The following is a 22,579-nucleotide window of genomic DNA, read 5'->3' as shown; positions in this document are numbered from 1 at the left end:
ACACTCCTTTAGATTATTCCTACATATTTTTCCCACGCTACTATACGATGAGGTTCTACTATTTCCCCCGAAACCTGTTTTCCCCAGACTGAGATCCCTATCTCTGCTTCAACTTCTTCTAATGTTGTAAACTCAAATTCAAATGCATCTAAATCAGCAAAATAATTCATAGTTATAACTTGGTTAGGTGCGAGACTTACCATTTCATTCACATACATCGTTCTTGATCCATTTAGTAAGAAGCCTTGAATGACGAGATTATATGGATTAAGAGAATCACGATTAACTGCTTTTACCGTTACCATTTGCGTCTGTCTGATCCCCAGAATTGGACTATTATCTATAGGTCCAGTTGAAAATAAAGCCATCTTTATTCACTCCTCCCTTCTACCAGCAGCTTAAAAGATTAAAAACTATAACACTAGTAACATGGTTCATAATTAATAGCTCTATATAGTAATATTCTATATTTAAGGTTAATGTGTGGACATTTAAGCAAAGGAATTACTCGAAAAAAAGACAACCTTCTATTCTTTGAATTTGTAATCTACTAATCGGACAATCTAAAACTCAAGCATCTTCTAGACTTTACTAAGTACCACCCTATTGCTTTTTGTGAAATATTCGATATACTGATAAAAATAATTCAAGCATCGATGAGCGGGAGAGTAGTTAACGTGTTCTAGTCCTCAGCGAGCCGGGTAAGTGCAAGCCGGTACAGATCACCTAATGAAGCGCACCTGTGAGATGGACTTCTGAACCCAAGTAGGAAGCCCCGGCTAAAGACCGTTATCCTGTAAGGTGGCTAAACATCTGTTTAGCAACGAGAGTGGTACCGCGAGCGCTAAAGCCCTCGTCTCTTTTGAGACGAGGGCTTTTTTGTATTTTCAAAGGAGGGTATAAAATGTTAAGTCAAATCATCAAAAACAGCATTGAGCAAAGTGTAAAAAAAGTATTCCACACCCTAGAAATTCCCTACCCAAACGATATTGCTATTCTGATCGAACAGCCAGCTAATCTAGAGCATGGGGATTATTCCTGCAATATTGCTATGCAGCTAGCCAAAGTCCTGCGCAAATCTCCCCTCGTCATAGCAGAGTTAGTAAAAGCAGAAATCAAATTACAAGAGAAATACACAGGTCTTTTACAAAAAGTGGAGGTAGCCGCTCCCGGATTTATTAATCTGTACATGGATTGGAAGACATGGGCTAAACATTCCTTCAATCTGCCAGACAGCACGGGGGAAAAGGTCATTATCGAGCACACCTCAATCAATCCAAACAAAGCTGCTCATGTAGGTCACCTGAGAAATGCTTGCATCGGCGATGCGTTGGTCAGAATCATGAAAAGAACCGGACATAACGTAGAGGTCCATAACTACGTGGATGATCTGGGCAACCAGCTGGCAGATACAGTCGTTGGTTTATTGAATGTACCTTTGGAAGGGGATCATCAACGTTTCGGCGATTATTGTTGGGATCTATATGCCAAAGTGAACAAAGAATATGCACGGAATCCAGAGATGACTCACAAGCGCACGGATATGCTGCATGCCCTTGAACAGGGTGACGGTAATGAGGCGTGGCTGGGCAACCTAGTCGCTGAACGGATTGTGAGAGAACATGTAGCGGAAATGAAGCGTTTCGGTATTCACTATGACCTGCTGGTATGGGAGAGCAATATTTTAAAAGAGGGATTCTGGACAGCCGCATCTGAGCTATTGAAGCAAACGGCAGTTTTTGTACAGGAGACTGGAGGCAAACTTGCGGGCTGCTGGGTGCTAAAGCAAGGGACAGAGGTTAACAATGGAGTGGATTCCGAGGATCATCAGATGGATAAGGTGCTTGTGCGTTCGAATGGGATTTTGACGTACACAGCCAAAGACATTGCTTATCATCTCTGGAAATTCGGTCTACTAACCAAAGATTTCACCTACAGTGAATTCTCGTCTGGTTTATGGACCACAGGATTAACTGGAACCCATGAGCCTTATGGACATGCCGACCGTGTTATCAACGTGATCGATTATAGACAGGAATATCCGCAACAAATGGTTAAGCAGGCTTTAGGAGCACTAGGATATAACGATCAGGCTGAGAAGCTCCATCATGTAAGTTATGGCGTTGTTTCTCTTAGTCCGGCCTCTGCTACTGAGCTGGGGATAGATGTTTCAGAAGGAAAATCTTCTTATGCCATGTCCGGGCGCCAAGGAATCGGCGTTAAGGTGAGCGATTTAGTAAAGCTTATGGAACAGAACATAGAACATTCGCGCTCCGATAAAGAGGGTCTTTCCAGCCACATCATTGCAGCTGCTGCTATTCGTTATTATCTGCTGCGGTTTAACCTGGGAACGGAAATCGTGTTTGATTTCAAACAGGCTACCGAAATATCCGGTAATACCGGGGTTTATCTGATGTACACCTATGCCCGTGCTAGCAGTGTTTTGGGCAAGTCTACGATCCCATTCAGCACAGATGGCTCAGAACTTCAATTCCCCATCGAAATGGAAAAAGCAGAGCTCGCTTTGCTGAGACAGCTTAGCGTCTGGCAGGAGACATTATATTCTGCCAGCATAGAATTAACGCCGAATATACTCTGCACGTATGCGCATACGTTAGCCACGCTCTTCAATAACTTCTATTCTATATGTCCGATTTTAAAAGGTGAGGAGGCTAGCATCGCCTTTCGCCTCTGGCTCACATCGAGATTTAAGGATGTCTTAGGGGATGTACTTGAAGTGCTTGGGTTACCAACACCGAGCCGTATGTAGAAGGTGTAAAAAAAAGGGCAATCTCCACGCTTATCGCGGAGATTGCCCTTCAAATATTGTCTTACTTATAAATGTCTATCACATTTCCAGCTTCTACACAGAGACGATCAAAGTCCTCACGTTTGATACGGACACCGCCATTACGGTAGCGATTAAGCGTACCTTCGGCTTGCACTTCCGTACCGTTAACGGTAATCCGACTGTTATCAGAGCCCGTAAGGTGATAAATAAAGTCTACCTTATTGCCTGCATATTCAAAGCTAAAGTGCATTCCGTCCAGCGACTCCGGCAGAATTGGGTCGATGATTAAATCTCCGCCTTCCGTACGGATCCCCAGTGCATTCGAAATTAACTGGTTCATATAGATCCCAGGGCCGCTTGAATAAATTCTCCAGCCACCTTTGACCGCTACGTCACCATTACGCAGTTTATCGAAATTCTCCTGCGCCTCATAACGGGTGTTAAATTTACCATCCGAGCTACTGAAATAAGAGTTAGCTTGACGTAGTTCAGCGTTTGGAACCACGTCACGGATTCCGATCGGATTGATCGCCGCTAGGCCATTCCAGACCTGATCGGTTTTCCCTAGCTTAGCCATAGCTTCTACATAACGGATGTGTGCGTGTACATATTGAAGTCCAATTTCCCGACCAAAGTTAGAAGCTTGCTCCGCACGTTTGAAATGACTGCTAACGCCGCCAACGTATTGTGCTGGACGGTTCATCAGACGAACGCCATCTGGACAGAACAGTTTATCCTGGATTACCTCATAGTGCGCTTCGGCTTGTTCTGGTGTGAGCAGCTCACTGATCATACTGCGCGTCATTGGCAGCAGACGGTATTGGATCCCTGTTTCCGTATCGCTTGGATGTACCATAAGCTTCACTTGCTCTGGGTCCTCCATATACAAGAAGCCTGGGATTACCTCAGATTGAAGCATATGTGTGTTGAAATCCTCACGGATTCCCTCCACCATCGCTTTCAGCTCTTCCGAACCTGCTGGATCAACTTTATGAAGCACTTCTGAGAACTGATTCAATGTCTGATAGGTAAGTGCCACTGTCCAGCTACTAACCATGTACTGCTTCAGCTGTGGATTTGCCGGTTGGAGTGTATCATCCCAATCTCCATCACCGTAAGAAGACAAATGCGTGTCATGCAGGAAGTGATTCTTAATATAAGCAACTTCCTTCCGTGCATGATCCAGCAGCGTCGCTTTTTCCTCTGTAAAATCAAAGCTATGCTTACGAGTGTACGGCACAGTCGCTTCCAAAATACTGTAATCTTGCGTTACCGCCAAATAGTCTCCAAGCACTTTGAGTGGCCATACAATAATATCCCCGTGGCTCTCCTCTTGCTGAATCTTCGTATATTTATCAAACATGAACCACTGTGGCCAGTTACCGTCATCTTCATATTGATGAGCATACAGGGTCAGTAATATTTCACGAACCTGTTCGTATTTTTGCGTAGCCATGAAGTATTCCACTGGTCCCTGACACACGTCACGGGTTCCCCAAGCAGCACCGCCATATTGTTCCAGACCATGCGGAACGGAATAATGAACGAGCATATTATGTGTATACCACCAAGCTAGAGCATTTACCTTAAACAACTCACCTTCAGACCCATCACCTAACGTCAAACGGAAACCATTCATCACCCCGCTATAGAACTCGCGGTATACGGAAATCTCCTCTTCAGCTGTACGGCTGCTCGATTGAATCTCCTTGCCATCCAGAAGACCTTGAATGTTCAATGTCCACTCACTGCTTTCCGACAGTTCCAGAACAGCTAGCGGTGCATTAGTAGGCTCAGCATGAGAGACAAGTCTATCTTCATTTTGAAGAGTGAAATCCGCTCCCTGTACTTGGAATTTATACTGCAGATCAGGATATTCTCCTGCACTTAGTGTGCTTCTATCAGCCGAGAAGGTTACGATTCCCTCTTCTTGCTTGAATTGATATGGAAGCTCGTATTCGTTAACGTTCATAGTGATTTGATTAGTGACTAAATAACGATAAGCTTTTCCACTTTCCGTACGTACATTCAGGAATATCTCCGGAGAATCTGCCGTAGTGTAGTTCGTAATAATGAAGCATTCGCCATCTGTTCTGTAATACCAACGGGCATAGTTGAAACCTACCTCAAACAGTGAAGGCATGGTTAGCAAACGATATTTGCCATTCCACTGCACATAAATGCGTTGTCCCGAAGCTTTTGGAATGTTAAGCGCATTTCTAGGGTTGGACATAAGTTTGTTGAAGTTAGTATTTCCAATTACTACTTGGGAGTTAAAAATTCCGTACATGTAGGAAGTCGTAGTGATTACCTTATCGTTAAGTCGGGCATTATCCCCACTCATTAGAATATGACCATGAGGTCGCTCTACCTTAAGTTCCTTCTCTTTCAATACAACATGCTCATAATTTTCCGTGAAGAAAGACAGAAGCTGGTCTCCCTCTTTTTCCTCTTGATAGCGAACCGGGAACAAGGCTTCGATCTCTTCACCCGTTAGAGAATTTGCGGATAGCGGTGCTCCAAGCTCTTTCGTAAGGAAAGATCGCTCGAGCGTTGCTTCAGCTACTAAAGGCAACTCTTTTACCGTTTCCCAAGCCGCAGCAACATCCTTCGTGAATTCTAACGAGGTAATCGCTTCTGGATGATCTTGCTTGAACAATCCATAAAATACAAATTGGGCTTCCCCGCTCAGCTTCACCCGCTCCGATTGCAACGCAGTATAAGCGAATTCATATTGATAGATTTCATTACTTAATTGTTCACGACTCAGGCTTTCTGGTTGATTGGTCTCTTTATAAGACAATCCGAAGAATTGGAAACCATCTGTTGAGAAGCTTGCTGCCTTAGTGATTGCACCCTGTTGTAGATATGGAAATTTGCCACCTTGCGGTTGATTCTGTCTGGAGCATACGACATATCCCTTTGACTGATCCGCGAATACGGCATGATCAATATACTGTGACAGGTAGGCTTCATTACTGCGAACAGCACCGATATCGGCAATACCCACATCTTGTCCATACACGAGATCCACATCTGCATCTTGCCCTGTAAGCTTCACGTCCCAGAACCAAGCACCTTGAGCCGTCGGAGTAAAAATAACCTGATACTCGATATTTTCCGCAGTACCTTCCCAAACTAAGCGGTTCCCAGCCTTACTTACAGTGCTTGAAGAATGAATGCCCAGCAAAGGAACAGCTTGAATGCTTCCATTACTATGAATACGTAAATATAGATTGGATAAGGAGCCATCCACAATGTTAGGCAACAATTGATTGATCATTGTCCGTTCATGAAGAACTTGGAACAGGTCCCCGCTGTTTGTAAAAATGAATGATAAGTCCCCGGCGTTTAAATGGATGTTAGAATTCATAGTAGTAGTCATATTCTTGTATTTCCTCCATTTCGACAGCTAGTGCCGTTTATATTCTACATATTCTAATGCTAAGCGAAAATCTCGTTCTTTAACCTCTTGGCTATTTGGACCCACAAACAATTTGAATTGTCCAGGATCACTGCTAAAGTTTAAATCGCTATGATAGTAACGAAGCTGTTCTTCCGTAAGCGTAAAGCTCACTTCCTTGCTTTCTCCCGGGGAGAGGCTGATCTTGACGAAGTCTTTCAGTTCCTTCATCGGTCTTACGACTTCTCCTGAAATGTCTCGAATGTAGAGTTGCACTACCTCTTCTCCATGCACATTGCCTGTATTGGTCACCGTAACAGTTACCTTAATAGGCTGATCCTTCGTCATTATTACTCCAGAAAGGATCGGTTCACTGTAGCTAAATGTCGTATAACTAAGACCAAAGCCAAATGGCAGGAACGGCTCATTAGGAATGTCCAGATATTGTGAGACATAACGTTTGTCCGCACCCGGTGCATGTAGAGGACGTCCAGTGTTGAAATGATTGTAATAGACCGGAATTTGCCCAACAGATACAGGGAAAGACATCGTTAATCTTCCGGACGGATTCTCGTCACCATACAGTAGACTGGTAATCGCCGCGCCGCCCTCGCTTCCTGGGAACCAGGCTTCCAGAATAGCATCCGCGTTCTCGATCACACCACTAAGATCCAGTGGACGTCCGTTAAACAACACCACCACAATAGGCTTACCAAGTGTCTTCATGCGCGCTAAAAGCTCACGCTGTGCTTCCGGCAGGCGGATATCTGAACGACTTCCAGCTTCTCCGCTCATCTCCGAATGTTCTCCGAGTGCTAGCACAATCACATCAGCTTCCAGCGCTACCGCCTTCGCCTCCAGCCATTGCTCTTCTGTTAAGCTTTCAATCCCGGAGCCTTCTGCAACAGTAACCTTACCTGCAGCTGCACGAGCTTCGAGGGCTGGAGCAAGACGGCTAGCTTCTTCTGTTGAACCCAACCAGGACCATGGTCCAAGAATATCTCCGTTATTGGCAAACGGCCCGATTAGCGCAATCCGCTGCTCTGTCGCAAGCGGCAGAACCTGATCATTCTTCAGTAGAACGCAGGATTTAACCGCTAATTCTCTCGCTGCTGTCCGGTGAGCATCACAGAAAATTACCTCGCGCTCTTTCTCTATATCTGCCCCACGTAACGGATTCTCAAACAAGCCCAGTCTTTGCTTCAGTTTCAAAATACGAAGTACGGCTTCATCAATGATGCTTTCATCCACTTGTCCATCAGCTACAAGGGCTGGCAATTGGTGCACATAACACTCTGTCATCATCTCGATATCCACGCTAGCTTTGATAGCTTTAAGTGCTGCTTCAGCCTCATCCTCGGCGACACCATGTGGGATCAGTTCCTTCACCGCGCCCCAATCCGAGATCAATACGCCGTCAAAGCCCCATTCCTCACGCAACAGCTGACGAAGCAGCTTAACGTTTCCGCTTATCGGAATCCCATCAATCGTGTTGAACGAAGTCATAACCATTTCTGCACCTTCATCCAGTGCTGCACGATAGGCTGGCAGGTAATATTCCCGTAGCTGACGTTCTGATAAATCGACCGTATTATAATCCCGTCCGCCTTCGGATAGACCATAGGCTGCAAAGTGCTTAACGCAAGCCGCCACACGACTTACATCACCCGTCAACTCATTTCCCTGAAATCCGCGTACAAATGCACGGGCAAACCTACCATTCAAATAAGGATCTTCGCCGGTAGACTCCATCACTCTTCCCCAACGCGGGTCCCGAACAAGGTCCGCCATAGGTGCAAAAGTAACGTGTACACCAGATACTGCCGCTTCTTTAGCAGCAATCTCAGCGCTTAGCTCCGCTCGTTCCATATCCCAAGAGCAACCAATCGCCAGCGGCACCGGAAAAATTGTCTTAAAGCCATGCACGATGTCCGCCATCATCAGCAGTGGAATACCCAATCTATTTTTACGTAAATGAGCTTCTTGGACGGCAATGACTTGCTCTGCGCCCGAAAGTCCAAGTACCGAACCACTGTTCTCAATCATGTGATCCGTAATCCCCATGGATGCCATAGGGCCAGTGATTTGCCCTCCTTCTTCCGCTCCTTCATAGAAATTAGCAGCTAGCTGCTGCAATTGTGCTATTTTCTCTTCAAGCGTCATCTGGTTCAACAGGGACGTCAGTTGCTGGTCTTTCATCTCAAATCCTCCATAATATCTCTTTCTGCAATTGCTCATTGCTCTTAGTTGTACAAGAAATCAAAAGCTGTCTTCAGATGCTCCTCAAAGAATCTCCATTCATGTGTTCCCGGAGTCTCAACATATTGAAATGTATAGGGACTCGCTTGCATATGAGAAGCAAATTCGCGGTTCATCTCTACAAATGGATCTTCCGAACCACAGCAGGTCAGAATTGAAGGCAGCTTACGTTTATCGTCGACCAATTTAGCCGCTAAAGCATACAGGTCTTGATCCGGCTTAACTTGTAAGCGTTTTCCGAAAGTGCCTGCCATCTCCCTCGCCATATCCGAAGACATTTGCGGGTCTTTCAATCTTTTCTGAATATCTGTAACGCCTGATAAGGAAACTACTTTGCTGTAACGCTCAGGATAGGTAAGTGCACATTTTAGTGCTCCATATCCGCCCATCGATAGTCCGGCAACATACGTCTTCTGCGGATCATCATCCAATCTCATCATTCGGCCACAAAGCTCAGGTAGCTCTTGCGTAACATAGTGGAAGTAATCCAGTCCGTACTCCATATCTGTATAATAGCTTCTTCCTACCTGAGGCATTATGACTGTGCAGCCACATTTGTTAGCATACTGCTCAATGGTGGTCAGCCTGTACCATGTACTAGCATTGTCGCCAGCACCATGTAACAGATAGAGCGTTCCTCCGGTGGTGTTGCCCGAATCGACGGGGGAGATGATACTGATGGACGTTGTCATTCTTAAGGTAGGAGAACCAGTCTCAACGGTTAGAAGTGCCATATGTCATCTCCTTACGGAACCTTTTTTAAAATATAAGAAAGTATATGCTTACGCAATAAATTATCCTTATATTTCTCGCTCAAACGCTTACCGTCCTTATAAGGACGCCGAAGGCGTTTATGCTTGTTTATTAATCTTCTTGCAAGATCCCCGCTTAACCAAAACAGACTCGAATACCACATGTTTGTTCTCCGATTGTCCCGAAATCAGGTCAAACAGAATTTCAACACTGGCTTTTGCCATATCCACCCCAGGTTGGCTAATCGTATCCAGCGATGGGTGATAGTATTCTGCCATCTCTATACCGTCAAATCCGATGATCGAAATATCATTTGGAATTGATAGACCCAAAGACAATAGAGCTTTAGCAGCTCCGATAGCAATAGTATCTGATGCGGCAAATACAGCAGTGATGTCTTTTTTCTTATTGAGCAGTCTTTTCGTAGCCGTAAAGCCAGAACTTGGACTGTATTCACAATCCTCTACCAAGGAAGCATCATACTCAATTCCATGATCCTCAAGCGCCTTGATATAACCCATAAGACGACGGTTTCCGGTAGTATGCTGAACCAAAGGAAATCTGGCCAAAAAGCATATGTTCCGGTGCCCGAGTGAGATCAGATAGCTCACAGCTTTATAGGACTCTTGCATATCATCAATGATCACACTGGAGAATACGGCAGGATCAACATCCTTCGTAGTTGTGATGGTAGTCAAAACGAATGGGATCGGCAATTGTTTGAATTTCTCTTCGGAATGGTCATATGTACCACCCATAAAGATTACCCCGTACAAATTCTTCTCCTTCACAAGCTGAAGAGCAGCATTGATCTCATCCACTCCGTCTTCAACATGCTGGATCAAAAGTGGACAGCCGCGCAAATTCACTTGACGCTCTACTTCTTTGATCATGTCTGCAAAAAACGGGTTTGCAATTCCCTTAACCATAAGCGCTATCGTATTAGAACGCGTTTTCTTAAGATTGCTCGCATTTCCATTTGGAATATAATTATGTTCTCTTACAACAGCCATTACTTTAGCTCTGGTTGCATCACTTACGACACCGGAGTTATTAATTACCCTGGAGACCGTGGCGATACCAACGCCTGATAGCCTTGCAATATCCTTGATATTCATAATTCCCCCTGTTTCACCCCTATAATGAGCTCCCGTTCACCTGATAAAATCAACTTAGTGGAAACGCATGAAATGATGGGAAACGTTTCCCATGAGATCATTTTGACTGTTTTCGTATCTAAATCGCTTAATACGTTCATTATGGACAGATATTTTTTAGAAGTCAACCTATGATTTTTGACTAAAAATGATTCGCATCTCAAATTCATTTTAAATTTCAATTGATTTGGCGTAAAATAGTAGTTTTTTTGCTTTCATTGACTTTAAAATAAGAATAGAATACCATCAATTTAGCTATTTAATATCTAGTCAGAGGAAACGTTTCCACTTCATTTTCAATCATTTCGTCTACCAAACTTCTTAATCCCAGCTTGGAATCTAAGAGAGAGAGGGCTACATTTTATGTTAAACATGACTCGCTTCGAAGCCAAGATCCACGAACGTGGATTGAATGTGTTCAATGTTCGTGTGCTTCAAAATGGAACGCTAGTGGGGAAAGTGGATCTCGCAGAGGATATCCGGCGCTTGCAGCATTCAGTCAGCAAATCTTTTACATGCATGGCGGTGGGTCTAGCCATCGAAGAAGGAAAACTAACACTAAATACAACACTTAAAGATGTGTTTCCAAATTATGCATTTACTCATAAAGAGGTCCTTCCTTCCATGCAACCTGGGGAGTTGACCTTGTTAGATTTACTACGTATGAGTACAGGTCATGATTCCCCACCGTTTTGGGTTGAAGAAAGATTGGCCTTGAAGGATGTAAATTGGATACAACATTATCTATCGCTACCTTTAGACAGACCTCCTGGGGAACAGTTTACCTACAGCAGCGGGGATACCATTATGATCTCTGCAATGGTTCAGGCCCGTGTCGGACAAACCGTAAAGGATTACCTCGTTCCCCGTCTCTTTGCCCCACTAGGCATAGAAAACGTCGATTGGGAAACGGCCCCTCAAGGGATCACCCTCGGTTGTGCCGGACTTCAGATCAATACGGAAGAACTAAGCCGATTTGGACAGCTTCTTTTGCAAAAAGGAGTGTGGCAGGGACAGCAGCTTATTCCTGCAGCTTGGATTGATTTTGTTACACAAAAGCAGATCGAAAATAACGGAGCTGGGGATTGCGGCCAAGGGTACGGCTGTCAATTCTGGCTGTGCACGAACGATGCTTATCGTGCCGATGGCGCTCACGGTCAATTCTGCGTTGTTGCACCGGATGAACAAGTGGTAATCGCTATTAACAGTATGGAAGATAATATGCAAGCTATTCTAGACACTGTCTGGGAAGAGATCTGGCCGCTTCTTTAGCGGTGGGGCATAGGCAAGATAGCCTTCTCACGGGAAGGCTCAAGCTGCCGAGAAAGTAGTGGAGGCTACTTTCTCGGCAGCTTTTTTTCGTATAATTTGGCCAACCAGAATATTGGGTTGGGCTTTTTTTGAGAGTAATCAGGGGAAATCTCCCTGTATTTAGCCGACAATTGCTTGAAATGAATGAAAAGAGGGAAATCCTCCCTAAAAATCGGGGAATATCTATATTCGCCAACGAATTAGTAAAATTACAGGGAGAAATCCCCAAATTATTATTCTATTGAGCAGAAAACTCTGCATTATAGGGAGATATTCCCTACATATCTATTAGAGCTTCAGTTTTCTTTGGTGCTGGAAGCTCTGCACGCAAAAACAGCCTCCCGAAGGAAGGCTGTTACTTGTCCCGGGTGGGATGGGGATGCAGCCCTTTCGGGCTGACTGCGAAGCTGATCCTATCGATGCTTTTGCTCCGACGAACCACCTGGGCTTCTCTTCCCCTGCACGCAAAAACAGCCTCCCCGAAGGAAGGCTGTTACTTGACGTCCCGGAAGGGATTCGAACCCCTGACCGTGCGCTTAGAAGGCGCATGCTCTATCCAGCTGAGCTACCGGGACATATAAGAAATGATGCTGTGCATTGACGCAACGATCTCTATTATACCGCATTCAGCAAATTTATCAAGTACAGGATTTCAACTCATCATAGCAAAGCTATAGTTCGCTTACGCATTTAATTATTAATTAACGATTCAATACATAGGTTCCAAAGAGTTATTAGATTATGACAAAGACAAAGATATTAATGGAAATTTACCGATAGATAGGTAGCTTATATTATTTGTTACAAAATAAAGGAGGGTTCTATCATCAAGAAAAAACTACAACTTATTATTTTCACATTGATTGTCTTGGTATTTATCTTTACTAACACAACGATCGCTAAAGCTGAAGGTGCACCAAGGATACGTGATAGTGTTGTATTCGATCACAAATTATCCGATGACAAATCCGCACTTATTCCCATTGTGCGAGTAACTTCAGATGATTACTCCGATGGAACGTCTACGATTCAAGAGTACTCTTTTCCAGAAGCCATGATCAAAATTCCGGAAAATGCCAGTTACATTGAAGAGAAAGATACATCCAAACCGAACACCCTGGCAATAGGCTGTGGGTGGAAGCCATATAGTATGATGTTCCAATTGTCCACGGGTTACACAGCCTATCAAGTTGAATGTTATGGAATGTATAACACTCAAACAGGAAAAGAGACTGGACCTGAACATTCTCGTCTTCTTCAGTTTGATCTGAGCACAAAGAAATTAAAGGTGCTTCGACAAATTGATAGCATGTCTTATAATTCAAGAATTAATTTATATCGCAATTTCAAGGGGTATTCTGTAAGCACAGAAGAGCCAGAGCCTTCTAGGCCTGGAGATTATAGGTTAAAAAAGGTGTATGTCTATTCGTTTGAGACAAATAAACAGATTGCAGTTGTAAATGACAATCCTCGGGATGGAGATCCACTTATCGGGAATTATGACCGGGCATTAGAAGATAACACCATACTACTCGAAGAAAATAACACGATTAATGGAAAGCAATCTATGCCTAAGTACTTTCAACTTTATCCTGACGGCCATAAAACAGAGGTATTCCCTAATCCACACCTTGGATCTGAACGATGGGGAAAGAAAATCGGCGAAATCCGGTACGCTGAAAAATATGATTCAAAAAGGAAAGATTCGTTCGTAGGTTATACCTTAAACGGGAAATTCACGCCTCTAAGTCCGGGTAATACTAAGGTTTTGGCTGGGTCCACTTTTTCACCAAACAACACACATTTGATTATTTCGTATTCATTTAGAGATCCCAAAGCGGCGTATGAAGCAACTATTGTTGATGTGAAAACAGCTAAAGTGTTATATACACTTCCCGCACATGAAAGTGGAAAAAGATTACATGGTTACCATTGGGTAAACGATGATTTGGTCCGCATTAATTTCAATATTGATTCATTCTCCGGGTATTTGCATGTGCCGACCGGAATAATAACTAAGAAGGGGAAGGAAGACTATTGGGGTATTGGAAGAGTCTATTCAGGCAACTACTCGGATCTTTTAACACCCGAAGCACCTGCACAAATTATTGTTAATGGTAAGAACGTTGTCTATTCAGGTCAAGGTCCCTTCCGCTTGTATAAAGGAGACGGGGCGTTACTGGTTCCACTTAATGATTTTGCAATAGCTATTAATGCTGCGGTTAGTGTGACAAAAGATGGTTGGCAGATTCAATACGGTGATCAAACTATCATGATCGCTAAAAGCAAAAGTACCATGTTCCAAGGACGAGCCTATGTTCCTTTAAAGACCCTTACGGATCAATTAGGAATAAAAGCTACGGTTAAGGAAAAAGACTATGAATAGTAAGTTATAGGGATCTCAATAATAGAAAGAGTAGCAGCCCTGGACGAAAGGCTGCTGCTCTTTCTGTTGAACTTATGTGTCCAGTAAACTTGTTACAACGCTACTCCAGCCTCCGAAAACGCTCCCCCAGCTGCTTTTTCAAATCACCATAAGTCATTAATTCCCGCTGAAACTTAGAACGCTCATCATCAGGTGTCATAATCAAGCTACCTGTGAACGCGCTCGAAGTCACATCTTTAAAAGCATCATGCATATTGTTATCAAACCAATCGGTAGAAGTATCAGCGTCGTTGGTGAGGATACGGACGATCTCATAGCCTTCTTCGCGCTGATCTTCCACGATATAGACCAAAAGCGCAGGATCATTAATAGCACCTGGCAATACACCTACTTCTGCACAAGGCGCACCGTCATACTCCATCATTCTGCGAATTTTGGCATCTTTAATATAATACACCTGTCATCCTTCCCTCCTGGCAAATTCCTCTCTCCCCTAGTGTTAGGATAAGGACATACATTTTATGCCTTCCTTCGGCATATATCTGTATTACTTGGCAAAAAAGTAAGGACAACAATCGCACAAAAAGAGAGGATGAACCATCATGTGCGGAATAACCGGATTTATCCAGTGGCGCGGAGATCTCACACAGCACTCGCAGTTGCTGGTCAAAATGACTGAAACTTTAGCAAACCGCGGACCCGATGCAGCTGGAACTTGGATTTCAGGCCCCTGCGCTTTCGGTCACCGCAGACTTAGCGTTATCGATCCAGAGAACGGCGCACAGCCTATGATCACCCGCCATGAGGAACAGGTATACGCGATTGTGTACAACGGCGAATTATATAACGCACCCGAGCTCAAACAAGAACTTAAGCAGCGGGGTCATCCATTCCGTACCCAATGTGATACCGAGGTTCTGCTGCATGCCTATATCGAATGGGGACCGGATTGTGCAGAGAAGCTCAATGGGATCTTTGCCTTTGCAGTGTGGGACGGTCTTCGGGATCAGGTCTTTTTTGCACGTGACCGCTTAGGTGTGAAGCCTCTGTTCTATAGTAAAGTGGATGACGTCTTAGTTTTCGGTTCAGAGCCTAAAGCGCTGCTGCAGCACCCCAAGGTACAGCCGATAGTCGGGCCCGAAGGGCTGGCGGAAATCTTTATTATCGGTCCAGCCCGTACACCTGGACACGGTGTGTATAAAGAAATGCAGGAGCTTCGTCCGGGGCATGCCATGATCTATAGTCGTGAAGGTTTACGTAGTTACGCTTATTGGAAGCTGGAAAGCGCAAAACACACTGATAATGAAACAGAGACAGCCGCTAAGGTGCGTGAACTGCTACAGGATACGCTCGAACGTCAACTGGTCTCGGATGTTCCTGTCTGCTCGCTCTTGTCGGGAGGACTAGATTCCAGTGCGCTGACAGCACTTGCAGTGGATTACTACAACCGAAACGGCCAGGGACGAATGGATACGTATTCCGTCGATTATGTCGATAATGACAAGCACTTCAAGAGCCATACTTTTCAGCCCGGAGCAGATGGACCATGGATTAAACGAATGGTCGATGAATTAAATACGAACCATCACTATATCTCTTTTGATACGCCAGAGCTTGTAGAAGCACTTGATAATGCACTGTACACACGCGATTTACCTGGGATGACCGATGTGGACTCTTCTTTGTATTTATTTTGCCGTGAGATTAAAAAGAAAGCTACTGTAGCCATTTCCGGCGAAGCTGCTGATGAGATTTTTGGCGGGTATCCTTGGTTTCATCGGGAGGAAATGCTCTCCTCGGGTACTTTTCCTTGGTCAGTTGCTCCTAAAATGCGTGCAAGTCTATTATCCCCTGAAGTTAATCAATGGATTCGGCCACTGGAATATTTGGGTGACAGATACAGCGATGCAGTAGCAGAAGTCCCAAAATTGGATGGAGAGACAGGTAAACAAGCACAGATGCGTGTAATGTCCTATCTAAACATCACCCGCTTCATGCCTACTCTGCTCGATCGTAAGGACAGAATGAGTATGGGAGCCGGACTAGAGGTACGTGTTCCTTATTGTGATCATCGCCTCGTTCAATATGTCTTTAATATCCCTTGGGAAATCAAGAACTTAAACGGTCGTGAAAAAGGGATTTTACGCAAGGCACTTGAAGGCATTCTTCCCGACGACGTACTATATCGTAAAAAAAGTCCATACCCGAAAACCCATAATCCAGCCTATTTAAACGCAGTACGAACCCAAGTATTGAACATTCTAGATGACTCTACTTCGCCTATACTCCCTTTAATTGATGCTGCCAAAATCCGTGAGATCGCCGCTTCCCCAGAATCCTCTACCAATCTACCTTGGTTCGGTCAGCTTATGTCCGGTCCTCAGCTGTTTGCTTATCTCACTCAAGTAGATCTCTGGCTGCGTAAATATAACGTCTCCATCCAATAAGCGACAAGCCAAACAGCAAGTCCCCTTATCCGGAGGCTTGCTGTTTGGCTTTTAATCGCAACTTTTTAGAAATTAAAATTGTCCGGATCCGGACCGAAACGATGGTCTCTGTTCAAATCTTCGATGGCTTTAACATCCTCATCACTTAACGTGAAGTCAAAGAATCCCGCATTCTCCCTGATTCGATCCGCATGTACTGATTTCGGAATCGTAATGACGCCTTGCTGCAAATCCCAGCGAAGTACAATTTGAGCAGGGGTCTTATCATACTTTCCAGCCAGCTCTTTAAGGAGGGGGAGATCTAGATTCCCTTGCATTAGCGGACTCCAAGCTTCAAGCTGGATCCCTTGCTCATTCGCATACTTCAGCAACTCGCGCTGAGTCAATAGCGGATGGAATTCTACCTGGTTCACTACTGGAACCACGCCAGTGTCCTCGATGATTTCCTTCAGATGATGAATCTGAAAATTGCTCACGCCGATAGATTTGATAAGGCCCTCTTCTTGCAGATGAATCAGAGCTTTCCATGTCTCCCGGTACTTTCCTACCACCGGCCAGTGAATGAGATACAAATCAATGTAATCCAGACCCAGCTTACGCCGGCTAACCTCGAACGCTTTTAGTGTCGATTCGTAGCCTTGGTCTGGATTCCATACTTTAGTTGTAATAAACAGCTCATCACGGGCCACTCCACACTCACGAATAGCTTGTCCAACACCTTCTTCGTTATTGTAAGCAGCTGCCGTATCAATACTGCGATACCCAACTTCCACTGCAGTTTTGACCGCATGAATAACCTCTTCACCGTCCTTAGACTGCCACACACCGAGGCCCAGCCAGGGTATGCTCACTCCGTCATTTAAAGTGGGTCCACCTGAGAACGGTGCATTCAATTCACTCATCGCTTAGCCCTCCAAGTTTATTGTTATTTCATTAATTTTACTTAACCTAATTTCACGCTTCAGAAGCAAGCGCTGACACAGAAAGTATAGCAGAATGTCCCGGCATACCAAAATGGGTACTCCATATAATCCGGCTTCTCCCTCCTCTGTATATAGGCATAAAAAAACAGAGGTCTTGCGTATTATGCGCAAAACCTCTGTTTTAATAATCTCATCCCAAATCATTACCATCTGTTCTTATTTAGACATTCTCAAAAGCAAGGTAATCGCTTCGGCTCTCGTTACCGGATCATTCGGAGCAAATCGGTCATTTCCTTTGCCTTGGATCAGACCTGCCTCATATGCCGCTGCTGCATAATCTTTTCCCCAGGCAGGAATTTGATCAGCATCAGCAAAAGGCAAGGTTGCCTTCGTACCGCTTTTCAAATCGAGCGCACGTGCAACCATCGCTACAAATTCGATCCGGGTCACCTTACCGTCAGGACGGAAAGAATTATCCTCGTATCCCTTAATAAGTCCAGATTTGACTGCACTGGAGATGTAAGGTTTCGCCCATGACGGAATGCTTGATGCATCTTCAAACGGAAGAGATGTAGTGTCCGTATCCGAGAGTTTCAACGCACGGCCAAGCATAACCATCAGCTCACTACGTTTCACCACAGCATTCGGACGGAATGTTCCGTCCTCATAACCCTTGATAATTCCACGTTCTACTGCGGCTACAATAGAATCGAGTGCCCAGTGATTGGAGATGTCCGTAAACTTCGGCGGGTTAACCGAATTTCCGTTATTACCGTTGTTGTTATTGTTACCGTTATTACCGTTATTACCGTTGTTACCGTTGTTGTTATTGTTACCATTGTTACCGTTATTTCCGTTATTTCCGTTGTTTCCGTTATTACTCGTATCTTCATCTGCCTTGGCAACTGTTAAGACAAACGTCTTCTGAACCTGAACGCCGTCTTTTTCCAAAGTTGCTGTCAACTTCACTTGAGTAGAAACGGTTGGACGTTTCACCTTACCGGTATTCGAAATTATATTCGTCTCGCTTGAGGACCAAGTGATTAAGCTACCGCGCTTTCCTTCCGCTCTCAACACTACGTCTTGAGTTACCGATTCACTAGAGTCGCCGGCAGCAAATCCAATAGCAAGATCCTCCCTATCAAGCTCAACATCGGTAGGCTTAGGTAGATCTCTCAAAGTGATTGCTAATGTTTTTGTACTGAGCGGAACGGTAACGATACCTTTAGCGTTATCAACAACACCCTTAGAAGACTCCAGAATGTTATTAACCATACTAGGCAATTGAACACTGATTTGTGCGTTGCTAGTATCAGCCTTGGCTTGCTCCAGACGGGTCGTAAATGTAAACACAAGCTGGTTTGCTTTTCTAACTACATTGTATCCTACTCTTCCGCCTTGGAATGCAGGATAGTTCTGAACATCCGCTACTACATTGTTATTCTTATCAGCATCCGTAACCCACTCTTTAGGAATACCACGGCCCACAATAATTTCGTATTTTGTGTTCTGATCATAGATGCGCTCAGTGATCAACGAGTCTACCAATACTTTCGAGTTAACTGCTTGCCCCCACATGTGCTGGGCCGATCCGCCCCCGCCAGGCGTATTACGAACACCAAGTTCATCATTGACTGCCGTCCAAGGGCTGGATTCAGCAGCAGGGTATGCAACACCTTCCCACCAACTGAATGGCCCACTCATTGAATTTTCAATCATGAACTCGTATGCTTTAATTCCCATGTCTCTGTATTTCTCGCCGCGAAGCGCGGAGCTTCCGTAACCGGCATTATAGGCGCTGGAGTAGAAGCCGTGAGGATAACCGCCAAAGTTATATATAGAATCGGTTGTCCCTTCATTCACACGTCTCTCCATACCATAGGTATATGTGTCATCTAGCATCGTCAGGTTGATATTGTCCTCTGGCTGGTTCGCACCATACAAATATCCATCCCACAGCCATCTTCCGAACAGGAACATGGAAGCCCAGTTGGCATCACGGGAGTCCTTCATCCGGTTCTCGTCATTACTTTGCACAACAGATGCAGGAATATAGTTTAGTGCTTTGTCGGTAATTGTTTTTTGCAATTTGGCCGTGAAAGCAGCGAGCAGATCCTCGTATTGAGCGTTAGCCCACTCCGCTTCTGCTAGATAACTTGCCTCTCCTTTCACCTTATACAGCTCACGCGCAATATATTCATAAGACGCTAACCCTGTCAGTGCCGAATAATTGTCAATCGTCCAATAGCCCAATGAATCTATGGCTTTCGTTTCTTTCATAATTCGGCCATCTCCAGCACGGTCGCTTTCAATGCTTCTTGCTCCGAATTTTACCCGCTTATCGAAAACGGTACCCTCTGATCCGTCATCCGCTTTCATCTTTTCATCAAATAAGGATGTATCGCCGGTTTTGCTCAAATATACAGCATACGTCCACGGAAGCTTCCAGTTGGCATCCCAGAATAGGTTCGGGTCCACTTGACCGGTCTCGATGTTGATTCCTCCGGTAAGAGGTATACTCTTCAGGTACTCTTTTGCGTGTGCAAAGTCGCCGCTCTGAATCAATTGAACAACAATCCCGATGGTATCGTGAGAGTAAAGTCTGGCATAACCATTCTCACCCACGTGCAGATAATTGCCGTCTTTAATGATCATGTCGTAAATATAGCCCGCTTTAAAAGCATTGACCAGTTCTTTATTCGGCAGATCGATATCAACTATTGTAGACAGCCTGTTATTCCAGTAGGATTTCATCTCACTGTAGTTGCTATCAAACGTACCTAGTTTCGACACTTGCTCTCTCGTTAAGGATGTAAAGCTCGTTTTCCCCGCATCGAAATATTCATACTTATCCCCTTCAATGGCAAACTCTCTGATAACAGTTTCCCCAGGTTTGATCGTATAAACTTCGTTTGCGGCCTGATTCATCGGAACCAAATTGGCAGATACAACCGGCAGCAGGCGCGTCACATCCGAATGATTGATAACCGTCATTCTGGAATAGTTAATAACGTAGTCCTTACTTTCTACTGTCTTCTTGTTCCCAAACGATTCAATTTTATAGTCCATATTATCTTTGGTAAACTCATTTATGAAAACCGGCAGATAGCCTTCGGCATTATACCATTTGATACCCGACGTATTTGTCGCGCCGAACGTAACGATTTGTTTCGTTGCCACAAACCCATTCTGCATAGGACGGGTTCCGCCAATCTGATAGGATCCGTCAAGGAAAGCTAGAGTGGCGTTCTTGTCACCCTCAAAACCAAAACCAGCCGTCATTTTAGGGTTCAATTCATACTGATATTTTACTTCCAGTTGCAATCCGTCCAAGGCATTTAGCACTTTTGAATATACCTTAATCCGTTCTTGCTCGGATGCGCCGGGATTCAAGGATTTTGCCTCCTGGATCGCTTGTTGTAAACCTTCTGCCGACTGGCTGGTGTAGCCAATCAGGGCCGCTTGGCTGACGGTCTCCATCTGCTTGGCCATTACATCCAGATTCGTACTCAACACCAGGTTATTAAAGGCTGTTTGCACCTGATTTAATGCCGTATCAAGCTCTTCCTGTTTAACATCCACATCGTTCAAGCGCTCATGAGCGCTGCTCAAAGCTATCTCCAAGGAAGACCAGCTCTGGAGCGTGTAAAGCTGTCTGTTATATTGCTTAAGCTCTTCAATCAGAGCTTGCAGTGGGGCTCGATCCACGTTGCCTTCTTTCACAATTCTCATGATGCCCGTGCCCAGACTCGCTTCAGATTTAAAGACACCTGACGTCGATTTACCAAAGGACTCCTTTTGAGATTCAAAGTTTTTGGACATGATGACCCAGCGGTATTCTCCAGATCCCCGCTCTTGCTGAGTCAGAACGAGCGCATACCGCGTATCACCAAGGAGACTGTAGCTCAACTCCGCAGTAGTGAGTCCTCCGTCTACAATCCGGTTTTTGTCCACTGTCGTTTGGACCAGCGCATCTCCAGTCGGCAGCCCTTCACTGTTTACTGCATATAATTTGATAATCAAGTCGCTCACAGGCTCTTTATATCTTTTGACATTCACCTGCACATACTTCATATCAACAGCTTCCTTAACTGTAAAGGTTTGATATCGGTCCTGTTGATCGGTTTTAGCTCCGAAAGTATACTCCTTGAACGCTTTATCCGTAAAATCGATTACAATGTTTGATTCTCTCTTCACCAGTCCAACCTGCGCGGCTACCAATGCATTGATAGCGCTATCAACTTCCGGCTGGGTTGCCTCTGTTCTATCAAGAACAAGCTTGGCAGCAGCCAGCGTATTCACAAGGACTTGCCACGTCTCATTTGTATAAAGACCTTGCGTCATATTGCTAACTCTGTTGTATTCATTTTGCAGCGCCAATTTATCCGCAAGTGCCTTACTGCTTAAAGCCAATCCGGAAAATGACATATTTCCGTTCTTCGCTACAACCTTTGCCAAACGCCCTTCAATTTTCAGCTTCGCATTAGCAGGCACGTTGACTTGATATTTATAGTTCTTGGAAACAGAATCGCCGTAGACGCTTCGGGTTACAGAAAGTACATCGTCAGTATAGATGTTGAGATCTACATCCGCTTGCCACAACCCAACCCCAAATACGAGTGTGGAATCCTGCGGCTGTGCGGCTACTTCAATATCCCAGCCAACATTGTTATAGTTCCCTTTGTCTCGGCTGGACTTTGGATAAAATAGACCTGTCCCCGTGTCATTTAAACCATATTCAAATCCTGGCATACCATTGCTCCAGGTATAGGACATATAATCGGCATCACTGCCTCTGTTCAATTTGCCCTCGGTTGCGGTATCCCCATATACGCTGAAGGTAACCGAGTTTGGGCCTGCCTTCTGAATGCGTTGAAGTTGATTCAGGTTATCCGCTTTAAAATGCAGCCAGTCGATATCCCCTGTTTGTGTCAAATTCAGGGGGAATTCGCCATTGACCAAGCCTTCATTAATCTTGGGGGCGGATGCTGCCTGAATAGAGTACACAGGGCCGATAGAGGTGACGAACAAACACATGAGTACAATTTTTGAAACGATACTTTTGAGCGACCTTTTCATTTTCCCCTTTGACCTCCTTACATAATTGTGAAAAAAATGGCTGGACTTTGGTTATGGCAAAGTCCAACCG

Annotated in this window: 12 protein-coding genes, 1 tRNA gene and 1 other annotated feature; of the genes, 4 read left to right on the top strand and 9 right to left on the bottom strand. The window is 44.7% G+C overall.

Going from position 1 to position 22,579, the window contains the following annotated elements; genetic code table 11:
• Positions 1-8: 8 nt before the first annotated feature.
• Complete coding sequence (locus tag L1028_RS19435; RefSeq protein WP_234537972.1) at positions 9-368, bottom strand: hypothetical protein; 360 nt, start codon at positions 366-368, stop codon at positions 9-11.
• 279 nt (positions 369-647) lie between these two features.
• Positions 648-864: a binding site (T-box leader), on the top strand.
• A 40-nt stretch (positions 865-904) separates the two neighbouring features.
• On the opposite strand from L1028_RS19435, the gene L1028_RS19430 reads away from it, so the two are divergent.
• Entirely contained in the window at positions 905-2,770 is a 1,866-nt protein-coding gene (locus tag L1028_RS19430; RefSeq protein ID WP_234537969.1) for an arginine--tRNA ligase, read from the top strand.
• Positions 2,771-2,831: 61 nt separating this feature from the next.
• Here the strand turns inward: L1028_RS19430 and L1028_RS19425 are convergent, their stop codons facing one another.
• From L1028_RS19425 to L1028_RS19410, 4 genes are all read right to left on the bottom strand, one after another.
• Positions 2,832-6,176 carry a GH36-type glycosyl hydrolase domain-containing protein gene (locus tag L1028_RS19425; RefSeq protein ID WP_234537967.1) on the bottom strand — a complete coding sequence of 1,115 codons (3,345 nt, stop codon included), beginning with the start codon at positions 6,174-6,176 and terminating at the stop codon, positions 2,832-2,834.
• Between the two features lie 27 nt (positions 6,177-6,203).
• Positions 6,204-8,393: a glycoside hydrolase family 3 N-terminal domain-containing protein gene (locus L1028_RS19420; protein WP_234537964.1), complete on the bottom strand. Its 2,190-nt coding sequence runs from the start codon at positions 8,391-8,393 to the stop codon at positions 6,204-6,206.
• Between the two features lie 44 nt (positions 8,394-8,437).
• Positions 8,438-9,187: an alpha/beta hydrolase gene (locus L1028_RS19415; protein WP_234537961.1), complete on the bottom strand. Its 750-nt coding sequence runs from the start codon at positions 9,185-9,187 to the stop codon at positions 8,438-8,440.
• Between the two features lie 117 nt (positions 9,188-9,304).
• The gene (locus L1028_RS19410) at positions 9,305-10,324 is read right to left on the bottom strand and encodes a LacI family DNA-binding transcriptional regulator (protein ID WP_042191311.1); all 1,020 of its coding nucleotides are present in this window, start codon (positions 10,322-10,324) and stop codon (positions 9,305-9,307) included.
• A 402-nt stretch (positions 10,325-10,726) separates the two neighbouring features.
• Between L1028_RS19410 and L1028_RS19405 the strand changes: the two genes are divergently transcribed.
• Positions 10,727-11,635, top strand: a complete 909-nt coding sequence (locus tag L1028_RS19405) for a serine hydrolase domain-containing protein (protein ID WP_234537959.1) — start codon at positions 10,727-10,729, stop codon at positions 11,633-11,635.
• A gap of 540 nt (positions 11,636-12,175) precedes the next feature.
• Here L1028_RS19405 and L1028_RS19400 read toward each other — a convergent pair.
• Positions 12,176-12,249: transfer RNA gene (locus L1028_RS19400), tRNA-Arg, on the bottom strand.
• 284 nt (positions 12,250-12,533) lie between these two features.
• On the opposite strand from L1028_RS19400, the gene L1028_RS19395 reads away from it, so the two are divergent.
• Positions 12,534-14,060 carry a hypothetical protein gene (locus L1028_RS19395; RefSeq protein WP_234537956.1) on the top strand — a complete coding sequence of 509 codons (1,527 nt, stop codon included), beginning with the start codon at positions 12,534-12,536 and terminating at the stop codon, positions 14,058-14,060.
• Positions 14,061-14,160: 100 nt separating this feature from the next.
• Here the strand turns inward: L1028_RS19395 and L1028_RS19390 are convergent, their stop codons facing one another.
• The gene (locus tag L1028_RS19390) at positions 14,161-14,517 is read right to left on the bottom strand and encodes a hypothetical protein (protein ID WP_234537953.1); all 357 of its coding nucleotides are present in this window, start codon (positions 14,515-14,517) and stop codon (positions 14,161-14,163) included.
• 145 nt (positions 14,518-14,662) lie between these two features.
• Between L1028_RS19390 and asnB the strand changes: the two genes are divergently transcribed.
• Positions 14,663-16,507, top strand: a complete 1,845-nt coding sequence (asnB, locus tag L1028_RS19385) for an asparagine synthase (glutamine-hydrolyzing) (RefSeq protein WP_234537935.1) — start codon at positions 14,663-14,665, stop codon at positions 16,505-16,507.
• 65 nt (positions 16,508-16,572) lie between these two features.
• On the opposite strand, the gene L1028_RS19380 is transcribed toward asnB, so the two are convergent.
• Together L1028_RS19380 and L1028_RS19375 are read right to left on the bottom strand one after the other, a co-directional pair.
• Positions 16,573-17,409, bottom strand: coding sequence for an aldo/keto reductase (locus L1028_RS19380; RefSeq protein ID WP_234537931.1), 837 nt, complete (start codon positions 17,407-17,409; stop codon positions 16,573-16,575).
• 237 nt (positions 17,410-17,646) lie between these two features.
• Positions 17,647-22,509, bottom strand: coding sequence for an S-layer homology domain-containing protein (locus L1028_RS19375; RefSeq protein WP_234537928.1), 4,863 nt, complete (start codon positions 22,507-22,509; stop codon positions 17,647-17,649).
• Positions 22,510-22,579: the final 70 nt, after the last annotated feature.

It is taken from the genome of Paenibacillus pseudetheri, assembly GCF_924513355.1.
GTDB classification, from domain to species: domain Bacteria; phylum Bacillota; class Bacilli; order Paenibacillales; family Paenibacillaceae; genus Paenibacillus_AQ; species Paenibacillus_AQ pseudetheri.
The sequence above is the reverse complement of the archived record's forward strand: the minus strand, read 5'-3'. Positions and strand labels throughout refer to the sequence as shown.

Excerpts from the sequence above, each read along its gene's own strand:
- L1028_RS19435 (WP_234537972.1), bottom strand. The coding sequence starts at position 368 with ATGGCTTTATTTTCAACTGGACCTATAGATAATAGTCCAATTCTGGGG.
- L1028_RS19380 (WP_234537931.1), bottom strand. The coding sequence starts at position 17,409 with ATGAGTGAATTGAATGCACCGTTCTCAGGTGGACCCACTTTAAATGAC.
- L1028_RS19425 (WP_234537967.1), bottom strand. The coding sequence starts at position 6,176 with ATGACTACTACTATGAATTCTAACATCCATTTAAACGCCGGGGACTTA.
- asnB (WP_234537935.1), top strand. The coding sequence starts at position 14,663 with ATGTGCGGAATAACCGGATTTATCCAGTGGCGCGGAGATCTCACACAG.
- L1028_RS19375 (WP_234537928.1), bottom strand. The coding sequence starts at position 22,509 with ATGAAAAGGTCGCTCAAAAGTATCGTTTCAAAAATTGTACTCATGTGT.
- L1028_RS19420 (WP_234537964.1), bottom strand. The coding sequence starts at position 8,393 with ATGAAAGACCAGCAACTGACGTCCCTGTTGAACCAGATGACGCTTGAA.
- L1028_RS19415 (WP_234537961.1), bottom strand. The coding sequence starts at position 9,187 with ATGGCACTTCTAACCGTTGAGACTGGTTCTCCTACCTTAAGAATGACA.
- L1028_RS19430 (WP_234537969.1), top strand. The coding sequence starts at position 905 with ATGTTAAGTCAAATCATCAAAAACAGCATTGAGCAAAGTGTAAAAAAA.
- L1028_RS19405 (WP_234537959.1), top strand. The coding sequence starts at position 10,727 with ATGTTAAACATGACTCGCTTCGAAGCCAAGATCCACGAACGTGGATTG.
- L1028_RS19410 (WP_042191311.1), bottom strand. The coding sequence starts at position 10,324 with ATGAATATCAAGGATATTGCAAGGCTATCAGGCGTTGGTATCGCCACG.